16 protein-coding genes are annotated in these 13,083 nt (G+C 73.8%); 10 read left to right on the forward strand and 6 right to left on the reverse strand.

Translation table 11 applies throughout. The features are described 5' to 3' along the window. The first annotated feature begins 7 nt into the window (after nucleotides 1–7). Nucleotides 8–334 (forward strand): ArsR/SmtB family transcription factor, encoded by a 327-nt coding sequence (locus ACFQ80_RS04605; protein ID WP_430562732.1) that lies wholly within the window; start codon nucleotides 8–10, stop codon nucleotides 332–334. Then, entirely contained in the window at nucleotides 312–815 is a 504-nt protein-coding gene (locus ACFQ80_RS04610) for an SRPBCC domain-containing protein (RefSeq protein ID WP_430562733.1), read from the forward strand. The genes ACFQ80_RS04605 and ACFQ80_RS04610 overlap by 23 nt, the downstream gene beginning before the upstream one ends. A 3-nt stretch (nucleotides 816–818) precedes the next feature. Here ACFQ80_RS04610 and ACFQ80_RS04615 read toward each other — a convergent pair whose 3' ends face one another. After that, the gene (locus ACFQ80_RS04615; protein ID WP_430562734.1) at nucleotides 819–2,135 is read right to left on the reverse strand and encodes an alpha-L-fucosidase; all 1,317 of its coding nucleotides are present in this window, start codon (nucleotides 2,133–2,135) and stop codon (nucleotides 819–821) included. 175 nt (nucleotides 2,136–2,310) lie between these two features. On the opposite strand from ACFQ80_RS04615, the gene ACFQ80_RS04620 reads away from it, so the two are divergent. The 5 genes from ACFQ80_RS04620 (at nucleotide 2,311) to ACFQ80_RS04640 (ending at nucleotide 6,423) form a co-directional block, all read left to right on the forward strand. Then, nucleotides 2,311–3,222: an amidohydrolase family protein gene (locus ACFQ80_RS04620; RefSeq protein ID WP_430562735.1), complete on the forward strand. Its 912-nt coding sequence runs from the start codon at nucleotides 2,311–2,313 to the stop codon at nucleotides 3,220–3,222. Next, complete coding sequence (locus tag ACFQ80_RS04625; RefSeq protein ID WP_430562736.1) at nucleotides 3,219–4,001, forward strand: SDR family NAD(P)-dependent oxidoreductase; 783 nt, start codon at nucleotides 3,219–3,221, stop codon at nucleotides 3,999–4,001. The genes ACFQ80_RS04620 and ACFQ80_RS04625 overlap by 4 nt, the downstream gene beginning before the upstream one ends. Further along, a complete protein-coding gene (locus tag ACFQ80_RS04630; RefSeq protein ID WP_430562737.1) occupies nucleotides 3,998–5,002 on the forward strand; it encodes an aldo/keto reductase in 1,005 nt (334 codons plus the stop codon). Before ACFQ80_RS04625 ends, ACFQ80_RS04630 begins: the two co-directional genes overlap by 4 nt. Nucleotides 5,003–5,102: 100 nt before the next feature. Then, complete coding sequence (locus ACFQ80_RS04635) at nucleotides 5,103–5,969, forward strand: fumarylacetoacetate hydrolase family protein (protein ID WP_430551604.1); 867 nt, start codon at nucleotides 5,103–5,105, stop codon at nucleotides 5,967–5,969. 4 nt (nucleotides 5,970–5,973) lie between these two features. After that, nucleotides 5,974–6,423: an RbsD/FucU domain-containing protein gene (locus ACFQ80_RS04640; protein WP_430562738.1), complete on the forward strand. Its 450-nt coding sequence runs from the start codon at nucleotides 5,974–5,976 to the stop codon at nucleotides 6,421–6,423. Here ACFQ80_RS04640 and ACFQ80_RS04645 read toward each other — a convergent pair. Together ACFQ80_RS04645 and ACFQ80_RS04650 are read right to left on the reverse strand one after the other, a co-directional pair. Next, nucleotides 6,392–6,739: an STAS domain-containing protein gene (locus ACFQ80_RS04645; protein ID WP_430551606.1), complete on the reverse strand. Its 348-nt coding sequence runs from the start codon at nucleotides 6,737–6,739 to the stop codon at nucleotides 6,392–6,394. The two genes, ACFQ80_RS04640 and ACFQ80_RS04645, sit on opposite strands and share 32 nt — an antisense overlap. Before the next feature lie 100 nt (nucleotides 6,740–6,839). Next, nucleotides 6,840–7,538: a FadR/GntR family transcriptional regulator gene (locus ACFQ80_RS04650; RefSeq protein WP_430562739.1), complete on the reverse strand. Its 699-nt coding sequence runs from the start codon at nucleotides 7,536–7,538 to the stop codon at nucleotides 6,840–6,842. Between the two features lie 103 nt (nucleotides 7,539–7,641). On the opposite strand from ACFQ80_RS04650, the gene ACFQ80_RS04655 reads away from it, so the two are divergent. Continuing rightward, nucleotides 7,642–8,007, forward strand: a complete 366-nt coding sequence (locus tag ACFQ80_RS04655; protein ID WP_430551608.1) for a DUF4440 domain-containing protein — start codon at nucleotides 7,642–7,644, stop codon at nucleotides 8,005–8,007. A gap of 69 nt (nucleotides 8,008–8,076) precedes the next feature. Here ACFQ80_RS04655 and ACFQ80_RS04660 read toward each other — a convergent pair whose 3' ends face one another. The 3 genes from ACFQ80_RS04660 to ACFQ80_RS04670 form a co-directional block, all read right to left on the reverse strand. Continuing rightward, a complete protein-coding gene (locus ACFQ80_RS04660; protein ID WP_430562800.1) occupies nucleotides 8,077–8,703 on the reverse strand; it encodes a superoxide dismutase in 627 nt (208 codons plus the stop codon). Nucleotides 8,704–8,805: 102 nt separating this feature from the next. Continuing rightward, entirely contained in the window at nucleotides 8,806–10,128 is a 1,323-nt protein-coding gene (locus tag ACFQ80_RS04665) for an enolase C-terminal domain-like protein (protein WP_430562740.1), read from the reverse strand. A gap of 122 nt (nucleotides 10,129–10,250) precedes the next feature. After that, nucleotides 10,251–11,249 (reverse strand): LacI family DNA-binding transcriptional regulator, encoded by a 999-nt coding sequence (locus ACFQ80_RS04670; RefSeq protein WP_430562741.1) that lies wholly within the window; start codon nucleotides 11,247–11,249, stop codon nucleotides 10,251–10,253. Between the two features lie 120 nt (nucleotides 11,250–11,369). On the opposite strand from ACFQ80_RS04670, the gene ACFQ80_RS04675 reads away from it, so the two are divergent. Both ACFQ80_RS04675 and ACFQ80_RS04680 read left to right on the forward strand, forming a co-directional pair. After that, nucleotides 11,370–12,326 carry a glycoside hydrolase family 43 protein gene (locus ACFQ80_RS04675; protein ID WP_430562742.1) on the forward strand — a complete coding sequence of 319 codons (957 nt, stop codon included), beginning with the start codon at nucleotides 11,370–11,372 and terminating at the stop codon, nucleotides 12,324–12,326. Between the two features lie 32 nt (nucleotides 12,327–12,358). Then, entirely contained in the window at nucleotides 12,359–13,051 is a 693-nt protein-coding gene (locus tag ACFQ80_RS04680) for a ThuA domain-containing protein (RefSeq protein WP_430562743.1), read from the forward strand. Nucleotides 13,052–13,083 lie beyond the last annotated feature (32 nt).

The following is a 13,083-nucleotide window of genomic DNA, read 5'->3' on the forward strand; positions in this document are numbered from 1 at the left end:
ACCGTAAGTGGCTACTGACGTATCCGGGTTCGCCGCGCTGGCGGACCCCACGCGGCGCGAGATCTTCGAGCGCGTCGCGGCGCGGCCGTCGTCGGTCGGGGAGCTGGCCGCCGGGCTGCCTGTGAGCCGCCCGGCCGTCTCGCAGCACCTCCGCGTGCTCAAGGACGCCCGGCTGGTCGCGGACGAGGCAGTCGGCACCCGCCGCGTCTACCGCGCCGACCCCGCGGGGCTCGCGATGCTCCGCGAGTACCTGGAGCTGTTCTGGCGGCGCTCGCTCGCCACGCTCGCCTCCGTCGCAGAGGAGACCTCCCATGACCACCCCGACCCGACCTGACCCGAGCCGAGCCGGCACGGACGCCGCCCCGGTCTCCGTCGCCGTGGACGTCGCGGCGCCGGTCGAGCACGTCTTCGACGTGTTCACGCGTCGGACGTCGACGTGGTGGGACGCCGCCCACCACCTGCTCGACGGCACCGTCGACATGGACGTCGAGCTCCGGCCCGGCGGCTCGATCACCGAGGTCGACGCCGCGGGGAACCGCTGCACGATCGGGCGCGTGCTCGTCGTCGAGCGGCCCGCGCGGTTCGCCTTCACGTGGGACGTGTCCCCGCGCTGGGAGGTCGAGACCGACCCCGCACGGTGCAGCGAGGTGCACGTCGCGTTCACGGCGCTCGACGACGGACGCACCCGCGTCGTCCTCGAGCACCGCCACCTCGAACGCCACGGCGGCGGCTGGGAGGGGATGCGGGACGCCGTCGGCGGCGCCGACGGCTGGGCCGTCGACGTGCGACGCCTGGCGGAGGCCGCGGGCGCCTGACGGCTACCGGTCGAGGAACAGCTCGACCACCGGCACGGCGACGTCCGGCCGCGCGGTGGGCAGGTGCAGCGTCAGGGTGCCGGGCGGCTGCCCGCCGGGGATCGTGTTGAACGCCTTCTGGTCCGGGTCGGTGCGGCTGGTGCGCAGCTCGGAGCCGTCGTGCAGCAGCTGGGCGTAGCCCACCCGGTCGGCGAGGTCGCGCAGGTGGACGTGACCGAAGGGCCACGCGAACAGGTGCAGGTACAGGCGGTCGTCGCGCTGTGTGAGCACGACGCCGGGCGGCAGCCCCGGCGCGACGGCGGCGGCCAGCTCGGGGTCGGCGGGGCCGGCACCCGTGATCGACCGGCCGTGCAGCCGCGTCCACGCACCGAGCGCGGCGAGGGTGGCGGCGTCGCGCGGGGGGATCGCGCCGCGCCCGTCCGGGCCGACGTTCAGCAGCAGGTTGCCGCCCTTGGACACGGTGTCCACGAGCATGCGCACCAGCAGGTCCGGGTCCTTGAACTTCGTGTTGTCGCGGTCGTAGCCCCAGCTGCCGTTGAGGGTCTGGCACGCCTCCCAGACGACGAGCTCGCCGGCGTCGTCGCGCATCGGCTCGGCGGGCTGGTACTGCTCGGGCGTGACGAGGTCGCCGGGGATGCCGAGGCGGTCGTTCACCACCGCCTGCGGCTGGAGCTCGCGGACCATGGCGAGCAGGCCCTCGGCGTCCCAGTCCTCGGGGCGCTTGCCCGGCCAGCCGCGCCGGTCCCGGGAATCGGTGAAGTCGAAGAAGACGTAGTCCACCGGGCCGTAGCCGGTGAGCAGCTCGCGCACCTGGGCGTGCAGGTACTCGCGGTAGCGGGCCATGTCGCGGCCCTCGTTGAGCACGTGGGCGTCGGGGTCGTCGCGGCGCGGGTGGTCGGCGTCGACGGTGTAGTCGGGGTGGTGCCAGTCGAGGAGCGAGTGGTACAGCCCGAGCCGCAGCCCCTCGGCGCGCACGGCCTCGGCCAGCTCCGCCACGAGGTCGCGCCCGCGGGTGCGGGCGATGCTGTAGTCGCTGACCGCGGAGTCCCACAGGGCGAAGCCGTCGTGGTGCTTGGTGGTCAGCACCACGTACTTCATGCCGGCGTCCTTGGCGGCGCGGACGAGGGCGCGCGCGTCGAACAGGTCCGGGTCGAACACCTCGGCGTAGCGTGCGTACTGCTCGACGGTCATGCGCTCGAAGCTCATCACCCACTCGTGTCGGGCGGCCGCGGAGTAGAGGCCGAAGTGCACGAAGAGGCCGAAGCGGGCCTCGGTGAACCACGCCTGCTCGGGGCGCAGGGGCGGGGCGGCCGTGGTCATGCGGATCACTCCTCGTCGAGCGGGCGGGTCCGGCTCGGAGCCGGTCGAACAGCGCGCGCAGAGATATGACGTCTGTGCGGTGCGATCCGAGGATACTCGCCGATGCCGGGGCTGGCGCAAGCGGTCTGGACGCCTATACATTGGATGAATCAGTCTGCAGGCCGAGGGAGTCCGGATGTCCGACGTCGTCGTCGACGCGCACCACCACCTGTGGGTCCGCGCGCGGCACCCGCAGGACTGGATCGACCCCGCGACCATGGCCGCCATCGACGCCGACTTCACCCCGGCCGACCTGCCCGCCGCCGCCCACGGCGTCGACGCCACCGTCGTCGTGCAGAGCGTGAGCACCTGGGCCGAGACCGAGGACCTGCTCGACGTCGCCGCCTCGCCCGAGGGGCGCGCGGCACGCATCGCGGGGGTCGTCGGCTGGGCCGACCTGTTCGACCCGGCGCTCGAGGACCGCCTCGCCGCGCTGCGCGACGGGCCGGGCGGCGACCGGCTCGTGGGGATCCGCACGATGGTGCAGGCCGAGGCAGACTCCGACTACCTGGACCGCCCCGACGTGCACGCCGGCATCGCCGCCGTCGGCGCCGCGGGCCTGCCGTTCGACCTCGTGGTCCGCGCGGACCAGCTCGCGTCGTGCGCCCGCCTCGCCGCGGCGCTCCCTGACACCCGGTTCGTGCTCGACCACCTGGCCAAGCCGCCCCTCGGTGCCGGCAACCCCGGCGCGGGCGACCTGAGCGCCTGGCGCCGCGACCTGGCGGCGCTCGCGGCCCGCCCGAACGTCGTCGCGAAGCTGTCCGGGCTGGTCACCGAGGCGCGCTGGGACTCGTGGACCACCGCGGACCTGCGCCCCGCCGCCGACCACGCGCTCGACGTCTTCAGCCCCGACCGCCTCCTGCTCGGCAGCGACTGGCCGGTCTGCCTGCTCGCGTCGGGCTACGGGCGCTGGCTCTCCACCGCCGACGAGCTGCTGTCCGGCCTCGCCCCCGACGAGCGCGCTGCCGTGCGCGGCCGCACCGCCGTCGCCACCTACGGCCTCGCGGTCGAGCACGTCACCACCACCCGCACGAAGGAGCACCCGTGAGCACCGCCCCCCTCGAGAACCCGCCGGAGTTCGCCGGCATCCGCGCGATCGTGACCGGCGGCGCGTCGGGCATCGGCGCGTCCGTCGTGCGCGCGCTGCTCGCGCGCGGTGCGCAGGTCGTCGCGATCGACCGCACGCGCGACGGCGTGCCCGACGGCGCGGGCTCCCAGGTCGCCGACGTCACCGACGACCCGGCCGTGCGCGCGGCCGTGGAGGGCGCGGCGGCGGAGATGGGCGGCATCGACGTCGTCGTGAACAACGCGGGCATCGGCGCGCAGGGCACGGTCGCGGACAACGACGACGCCGAGTGGCTGCGGGTGCTCGACGTCAACGTGCTCGGGATCGTGCGCGTCACCCGGGCGGCGCTGCCGCACCTGCGGGCGTCGGAGCACGCGGCCGTCGTGAACACCGCGTCGATCGCGTCGTGGTCGGGGCTGCCGCAGCGCGCCCTGTACTCCGCGAGCAAGGGCGCCGTGCAGGCGCTGACCCTCGCCATGGCGGCCGACCACGTGCGCGAGGGCATCCGCGTCACCTGCGTGAACCCCGGCACCGTGGACACCCCGTGGGTGGGCCGCCTGCTCGACTCCGCCCCCGACCCCGCCGCCGAGCGCGCCGCGCTCGCGGCGCGCCAGCCCACCGGGAAGCTGGTGAGCCCGGAGGCCGTGGCGCACGCCGTCTGCTACCTCGCGAGCCCGCTCGCGACCGCCACCACCGGCACCGCGCTCGCCGTCGACGGCGGCATGCACGAGCTGCGGGTGCGCCCGCCGGAGCAGGCATGACCGCGATGCCCTCCCGGGAGGTCCGGGAGACGGGGGTCCGGCTGACCGGCCTCGGCTACGGCGCGGCACAGGCCGGCAACCTCTACCGGCAGACGACGGACGAGGAGACCCGGGCGGCGTTCGACGTCGCGTGGGAGGCCGGCGTGCGGTACTTCGACACGGCGCCGCACTACGGGCTCGGACTGTCGGAGCGGCGCCTCGGGGCGAGCCTGGCCGGCCGCCCGCGGGACGAGTACGTCGTGTCGACGAAGGCGGGGCGCCTGCTGGTGCCCTCCCCGGAGACGGCGCACCAGAAGGACCCGGACATGTTCGACGTGCCCGCCGCGACGCGGCGGGTCTGGGACTTCTCCCGCGACGGGATCCTGCGGTCGCTCGAGGCCAGCCTGGAGCGCACCGGGCTCGACCGGGTCGACGTCGTGTACCTGCACGACCCGGACGACCACGAGGAGCAGGCGTTCGCCGAGGCGGTCCCCGCGCTGGTGGAGCTGCGCGAGCAGGGCGTCGTCCGCGCGATCGGGGCGGGGATGAACCAGTCGGCGATGCTCGCGCGGTTCGTCGCCGAGGCCGACGTGGACGTCGTGATGTGCGCCGGCCGGTTCACGCTGCTGGAGCAGCCCGCCCTGGCGGACCTGCTGCCGGCGGCCGTCGAGCGCGGCGCGGCCGTCGTCGTCGCCGGCGTCTACAACTCCGGGCTGCTGGCCCGCGACGTCGTGCCCGACGACGCGACCTACGACTACGCGCCCGCCCCCGCCGCGCTGCTCGACCGCACCCGTCGCATCGCGCAGGTGTGTGCCGACCACGGAGCGACGCTGCCGGAGGCCGCGCTCGCCTACGTGCGCACGCACCCGGCCGTGGCGAGCACCGTCGTCGGGCTGCGCACCGCCGACCAGGTGCGGCAGGCCGTGGACCGGCACGCCGCCGTCGTCCCCACCGACCTGTGGACCGACCTGGTGGGCCAGGGGCTGCTCGCCCCCGAGGCCCACCCCGACGCCTTCGCGTGACGCTCCGTCCGCACCGCCGCCCGCATGGCGGGACGGATGTGACCGGGACGCGACACGGGCGCATGATCGAGGCGCCCCCCAGAGAGAACAGAGGACATCGATGCAGCTGCTCCGCCTGGGCCCGGTGGGCCAGGAGATCCCCGCCGTCAGCAACGACGGCGCCACCTACGACCTGCGGCCGCTGACCGCCGACGTCGACGGCGGCTTCCTCGCCGCCGACGGCATCGCGCGCACGCGCGCCGCCCTCGCCGCCGGCGAGCTGCCCGTGCTCGACGGCGCGGACGCCCTGCGCGTCGGGGCGCCGATCGCGCGACCCACCGCCGTCGTCTGCGTGGGCCAGAACTACGCCGCCCACGCGCGGGAGTCCGGCGCCGAGCCGCCGCGCCTGCCGATCATCTTCTTCAAGCACCCCAACACGGTGGTCGGCCCCGACGACACGGTGCCGATCCCGCCCGGCTCGGACAAGGTCGACTGGGAGGTCGAGCTCGCGATCGTCGTCGGGAAGCAGGCGAGCTACCTGCCGTCGGCCGACGCGGCGCTCGAGCACGTCGCCGGGTACACCGTGGTGGACGACGTGAGCGAGCGGGCCTGGCAGCTCGACGACTCGCTCGGCCAGTGGTCGAAGGGCAAGTGCGGCCCGGCGTTCCTGCCGACCGGCCCGGCGCTGGTGCCCGCCGACGAGGTGGACACCGCCGACCTGCGGCTGCGGTCGTTCGTCAACGGCGAGCCCCGGCAGGACTCGTCGACGACGGACATGATCTTCGGCGTCGCCGAGATCGTGCACCACCTGTCGCAGTACATGACCCTCGAGCCGGGCGACCTGATCTGCACCGGCACCCCCGAGGGCGTCGCGCTGTCCGGCCGGTTCCCGTACCTGGCCGACGGCGACGTCGTCGAGGTCGAGATCGACGGCGTCGGCCGGCAGCGGCACGCCTTCGCCGACGCCCAGGTCCCGGCGCGGGTCTGACGTCGTGCTGCGCTACGAGCTGTTGCACCCGGGCCTCGTCGCGGCGCTCGCCGCGGCGGGGCACGGGTCGCGGGTGCTGCTCGCCGACGCGAACTACCCGCACTCCACGGGCGCCCGCCCCGGCGCGGCGCGCGTCCACCTCAACCTGCGGCCGGGCCTGCTGACCGTGGACCAGGTGCTCGAGGTGCTGCTCGACGCCGTGCCCGTCGAGTCCGCCGCCGTCATGGTGCCCGGCGGCGTGGCGGGCGACGTCGTCGCCGCGGGGGAGGAGATCCCCGCGCACACCGGCTACCGGGCGATGCTCGGGCCCGACGTCGGCTGGGACGAGCTGGACCGCTTCGCGTTCTACGACGCCGCGCGGTCCGACGACGTCGCCCTGCTGGTCGCCACCGGCGACCAGCGCGTCTACGCCAACCTGCTGCTCACGATCGGGGTCCGGTCCCCGTCCGCGTAGCGTCGTCGAGGGGCTCCGCCGGGTCGGCGTCGACGAAGTCGACCAGCATGTCGAAGCTCATCATCTCGAAGATGTCGCGGACCAGCTGCGGAGCACCGACCACCCGCGGGTGCGGACCGTTCTCGCACGCGAGGACCACGAGGCGCACGCCGGACGAGTCGATGAACGTCACCCTGCGCATGTCGAGGGTCTTGCGACCCTCGCCCGCAGCCTCCAGCGTGGCGTAGACCTCGTGGGCGACGGCGACGTCGATCTCGCCCCACATCTCCCACCGGAGTCCGTCGTCGCTCAGATTGATGCCACCGTGGGCGGCCATGTTCCGTTCCTCTCACGCGCGTCGCCTGCTGGTGACCGGTGGCTTGATCGCAGGCGACGTCCAGTCTAGGTGCGGCCGCCGGGGCCCCTGTCCCGCGGGGTCAGTCCTCGGTGGCCTCCGGGCCGGGCAGGGTCTCCTCGACGTCGAGGAGGTGCGCGGCCATGCGCACGCGCGCGGCCTCGGCGTCGCCGGCGGCCAGGGCGCGCCAGACGGCCTCGTGGTCGCGCTGGGTGCGGGCCTCGGCGCCCTCCTCGTGCAGGCCTCGCCAGAGTCGTTCGCGCGCGGTGCGGCCGGCGATCGCCTCGACGAGGGCGGTGATCACGGGGTTGCCGCCCTGGTCGGCGACGATCCGGTGGAACGCGGTGTCGGCCTCGATGAAGGCGGGGTGGTCGACGTCGTCCTGAGCAAGGGTGCGCGCCGCCCGGTCGAGGACGGCGCGGGCCTCCTCCAGCGCCTCGGGCGTGATGCGGTGCGCGGCCAGGCCGGCGGCCTCCGTCTCGAGCACGCGGCGGACGGCGTGGAACGGGCGGGCGCTGGTGTCGCCGTGCAGGTCCACGACGAACTGCAGCGACGACATGAGCCGGGCGGGGTCGAGGCTGGTGACGTACGTGCCGTCACCCTGGCGGGTGTCGAGGACGCCGAGCACGGTGAGGGCGCGCACCCCCTCGCGCAGGGAGCCGCGGGAGACGCCCAGCCGATCGGCGAGGTCCTTCTCCACGGGGAGCCGGTCGCCGGGGCCGAGCTCCCCGCCGGTGATCATGCGGCGGACGCCGTCGACGACCTCATCGGTGCGGGACATGTCGTGGATTATGGCCCAGTTCGCGCCCGGCTGCACCGATTCCTCCGATGAATCCGGGGGTGTGCCTCCTGCGTGGCCCCGCCGTGGTCCGTAGCCTGGCGCGATGGTGGACCTCACGCTCGACCGGCTGCTCGACCTGGAGCGACAGGGGTGGGACGCGCTGTGCCGGAGCGCCGGGGGCGCGTTCTACGGCGACCTCATGACGCCCGCGGCGCTCATGGTGCTCGTGGACGGCTCGGTGCTCGACCGCGACGCCGTCGTCGCGTCGCTCGACGGCGCGCCGCCGTGGGACTCCTACGACCTGCGCGACGTCCGCCGCGTCGGCCTCGACGGCGGCGCCGCCGCGCTCGTCTACCGCGCGCGGGCCGTGCGCGGCGACGACCCGCCGTTCGTCGCGCTCATGGCCAGCACGTACGTCGTCGTCGACGGCGAGCCGCGCCTGGCCCTCTACCAGCAGACAGCGCTGTGAGCGGGCGTGCGGCCCTGCCTCCGCCGGGAGACAGGGCCGCACGCCCGCTCACACGCTCGGGTGCAGCCGTCAGGCGGGGACGATGAGCCCGGCGGTCTGGGTGCGGGCGCGCTGCAGGCGCGCGGCGACGTCCTGCCAGTTCGCGATGTTCCACACGGCCTTGACGTAGTCGGCCTTGACGTTGAGGTAGTCCAGGTAGAAGGCGTGCTCCCACATGTCCAGCATGAACAGCGGGGTGATGCCGACGGGGACGTTGGCCTGCTGGTCGAAGAGCTGGAAGATCGCGAGGCGCTGGCCGATGGAGTCCCAGCCGAGCACGGCCCAGCCGGAGCCCTGGATGCCGGTGGCGACGGCGGCGAACTGGGCCTGGAACGTCGAGAACGAGCCGAAGGCGTCCTTGACGGCCTCGGCGAGCTCGCCCTCGGGCTGGCCGCCGCCCTCGGGGGAGAGGTTGTTCCAGAAGACGGTGTGGTTGGTGTGGCCGCCGAGGTTGAACGCGAGGTTCTTCTCGTGCAGGTTCACCGCGGCGTTGTCGCCGGACTCGCGGGCCTCGGCGAGCTTGTCCAGGGCGGTGTTGGCGCCGGTGACGTAGGCGGCGTGGTGCTTGTCGTGGTGCAGCTCCATGATCTTGCCGCTGATGTGCGGCTCGAGGGCGCTGTAGTCGTAGGGCAGGTCGGGCAGGGTGTAGACGGGCATCTCGTCCCCTTCGTCGTCGCGGATGTCGTTGCTGGTCACGCTACGACCTGAACCCTTGTTGAGGTCAACGTGTTCCGGGCAACGTGTCCCAGGTCACCACGGTCACGACGTCCACGCAGCGCCGCCGGGGAAGCGGAACTCCGCCACGGACTCCGGGCGCATCTGCGTGGAGTAGCCGGGGGCGGTCGGCACGACGTACGACACGCCCTCGCCGAAGTCCCGCACCAGGCACGGGTCGGTGAAGTGCTCGTGCAGGTGGTCGACGAACTCGGTGATCCGCCCGTCGAGCGACCCGGAGACGGCGACGTAGTCGAGCACCGACACGTGCTGGACCATCTCGCACAGGCCGACGCCGCCGGCGTGGGGGCAGACGGGGACGCCGAACTTCGCGGCGAGCAGCAGCACGGCGACGATCTCGTTGATGCTGGCGAGGCGCCCGGTGTCGAGCTGGCAGTAGTCGGTCGCGCCGGCCTGGAAGAGCTGCTTGAACATCACGCGGTTGTGGCAGTGCTCGCCCGTCGCGACGCGCACGGGGGCGACGCCCTCGCGCACGGCGGCGTGGCCGAGGACGTCGTCGGGCGACGTGGGCTCCTCGATCCACAGCGGGTCGAACCGCTGGAGCGCGCGGACCCACTCGATGGCCTCGGGCACGTCCCACACCTGGTTCGCGTCGATCATCAGCGTGAGGTCCGGCCCGAGCTCCTCGCGCGCGATGCCGAGGCGGCGCACGTCGTCCTCGAGGCGCGCGCCGACCTTGAGCTTCACGTGCCGGTAGCCGGCGTCCACGGCCTCCCGGGTGAGGCGGCGCAGCTTCGCGTCGTCGTAGCCGAGCCAGCCGGCGGACGTCGTGTACGCGGGGTAGCCGCGGCGCTCCAGGTGCGCGATGCGCTCGGCCTTGCCGGGCTCGGCGGCCCGCAGGATCTCCAGGGCCTCGTCGCGGGTAAGCGCGTCGGAGAGGTAGCGCAGGTCGGCGACGTCGACGAGCTGCTCGGGCGTCATGTCCGCGAGCAGCCGCCACACGGGCTTGCCGGCGCGGCGCCCGGCGAGGTCCCAGGCCGCGTTGAGCACGGCGGCCAGCGACAGGTGCACCACGCCCTTCTCCGGCCCGAGCCAGCGCAGCTGGCTGTCGCCGGTGAGGTCGCGGTACGTGGCGCCCAGGTCGCCGGCGACGTCGTCCACGTCGCGCCCGACGAGCTGGTCGGCCTGGTGCCGGGCCGCCAGGGCGACGACGTCCGTGCCGCGCCCGATGGTGAAGGTCAGGCCGTGACCCGCCAGCGGCTCGCCCGCGGCGTCGGTGCCGTCGGTGCGCAGGACGACGTACACGGCTGAGTAGTCGGCGTCCGCGTTCATCGCGTCCGAGCCGTCGGCCGTGCGGGAGGTGGGGAAACGGACGTCGGTGATCTCGACGTCGGTGATGGTGGGCATGCGCACCTCTTCGTGGCGACGGGCAGAAAGATCGGATGACTGAGGCCAACCTAGCCGGAACCCGCCGGGCACGGCAACGAACGGACGGTCGTCCGTGGGCAAGAGATCCGAGGACTGGGGCCTCAGGAGCGCGTCGAGCCTCGCTCGACCAGGCGGACGGGGACGGTCACGTGCTCGTGCGGTCCGTCCCCGCCCGCCATCCGCTGCTCGAGGAGCCGGACGGCGGTGGCCGCCACGACGTCGTAGCCCGGGTCGACCGACGTGATCCCCGGCGGGACGAAGCGCGAGACCCCGAGGTTGTCGAAGCCCACCAGCTGGACCTCGTCGGGTACGCGGACGCCCCGCTCCGCGAGCGCGGCCACGGCGCCGAACGCCACGGTGTCGTTGACGGCGAAGACGGCGTCGAACGGCATGTCGTCGTCGAGCAGCCGGGCGACGGCGTCGTACGCGGCCTCGGAGGTGAAGTCCGGCACGGGCGTGACGAGGCGCTCGTCCGCGACGAGCCCTGCCGCACGGTGCGCCTCGGCCCACCCCGCACGACGGTCCGACTCCATGCCGACCGACGCCTCGACGGAGGCGCCGAGGGCGAGCACCCGCCGCGCCCCGCGCTCGAGCAGGTGCGCCGTCGCCAGCCGGGCGCCCTCGACGTTGGCGAGGCGGACGTGGTCGAACTGCTGGGGCACCTCCCGCTCGCCCAGGAGCACGATCGGGGTGGACGTCGGGACCCGGTCGAGCTCGTCGCTGTGCAGGCCGGCCACCGAGAGGAGGACGCCGTCGTACATCCGCAGCCTCGGCATGCTCAGCGACTCCATCTCGCTGCGGGCGTCCGCGCTGGTGCGCTCGACGACGAGGTGACGGCCGCCGGCCTCGACCAGCGGGGCGATCCGGTCCGCGACCTCGCCGAAGTAGTCGTGGAAGCTGGGCACGATGAGGGCGACCGTGTCCGTGCGGCCGGCGCGCAGGTGCCGGGCGGTGAGGTTCACCTCGTACCCGAGCGACTCGACCGCCGCGAGCACCCGGTCGCGGGTGGGCTCGCCCACGCGCTTGTTGCCCGTGAGCACGTTGGAGACGGTCATCATCGACACCCCCGCCTCCCGCGCGACGTCGCTCATCGTGACCATGCGCCACCTCCCGGGGTGATCCTGCCAGGCCGTGCGCGGCGCCGTCCTGCGGGCCTTGACGACGTGGTCCCGCCGTGCGAGGGTCGGCCCGGATTAACGATAAACCGGGAAGGCCCGACGATGTGCTCCGACGATCCGTACGGCTATCTCCTCGTGCACTTCGTGGAGGACCGGGCGGGCCACGGGGAGCGGATCCACCTCAGCCTCAGCGAGGGCGACGACCCGCTGCGATGGCGTCCGCTCCGTGGCGGCGAGCCGGTCCTCGAGACCGGCGCCGGCACCACCGGCGTCCGCGACCCGCACGTCGTGCGCCGGCCCGACGGCCAGGGCTTCCACCTCGTCGCCACGGACCTGCGGGTGTGGCGTCCCTCCGGCCCGGACTGGGAGGAGTTCGCCCGGCACGGCAGCCGGGACGTCGTCGTCTGGGACTCGCCGGACCTCCTGACGTGGTCGGAGCCGCGCCATGTGACCGTCGCGCCGCCGCACGCGGGCATGGCCTGGGCGCCGGAGGTGTTCCACGACGTGGACACCGGCGTGCTCGTGCTGCACTTCGCGGCGGCGCTCTACGCCCCGGACGACCCGCGGCACGAGGGCCCCTGCGTGCCGCGGATCCTGACCACCACGACCCGTGACCTGCGCACGTTCACCCCCGCCGAGACGTACCTCGAGCTGCCCGGCGGGGTGATCGACATGACGGCGGTGACCGTCGGCGACGAGGTACACCGGTTCGCGAAGCAGGACGACGCGGCGCCCGGGTCGTGGCAGGTGTTCCACCAGGTGGGGTCGTCGTTCTTCAACCCGGCCTTCAGGACGCTCGCGACAGGGCTGGGCCAGGGCTTCGGTCCGGCGGTCGAGGGGCCGCTCGTCTTCCCGACGCACGACGGGAGCCGGTGGTACCTGTGGGTGGACCAGTACGGCCGTCCGCCGCAGGGGTACCGGGCGCTGACCACGACCGACATCTCGTCCGCACGGTGGGAGCCGGTGCCGGACGACGAGCTGCACCTGCCCCCGCACACCAAGCACGGCGCGGTGCTCCCCCTCCAGCGCGGCGAGTGGAAAGGGCTTGCTCGGCTCTGAAAAGGTCTGACGACACACGACGAAGGAGACGTATGACGCGACGAGCGCTCGTGGTGCGCGGCGGATGGGACGGCCATCAGCCCGAGGCGGCCACGGACCTGTTCCTGCCCTTCCTGCGCGAGCAAGGGTTCGAGGTGCGGGTCGAGACGGACAACGAGGTGTACGCCGACGCCGACGCGATGGCGGCGACCGACCTGGTGCTGCAGTGCGTGACGATGTCGCAGATCAGCGGCCCCGCGCTGCAGGGTCTGCGCGCGGCCGTCGAGGCGGGCACCGGCCTGGCGGGGTGGCACGGCGGCATCGCCGACTCCTACCGGAACAGCTCGGACTACCTCCAGCTGGTGGGCGGGCAGTTCGCCACCCACCCGGGCAAGGAGCCGCACCTGCGGCACGGCGACCAGACCGACAACTACCTGCGGCACACGATCGAGCTCACGGACCTGGGCCGGGAGCACGCGATCACCGCGGGCCTGGACGACGTCGAGCTGGAGACCGAGCAGTACTGGGTGCTGCACGACAACCTCATCGACGTCCTCGCCACCACCACGCACCCGGCGCCCGACTGGCACCCGTGGCACCGCCCGGTGACCTCGCCGGCGGTCTGGACGCGGCAGTGGGGCGCGGGGCGCGTGTTCGTCGCGACGCCGGGCCATTCCGTGGACGTGCTCGAGAACCCGACCGTCCGCACCATCGTCGAGAGGGGGCTGCTGTGGGCGAGCAGGTAGGCGTGGGGGCGACGAACGCGCCGCGAGGCGAC

This window comes from Isoptericola sp. NPDC056578, assembly GCF_042793275.1.
Taxonomy (GTDB): Bacteria; Actinomycetota; Actinomycetes; order Actinomycetales; family Cellulomonadaceae; genus Isoptericola.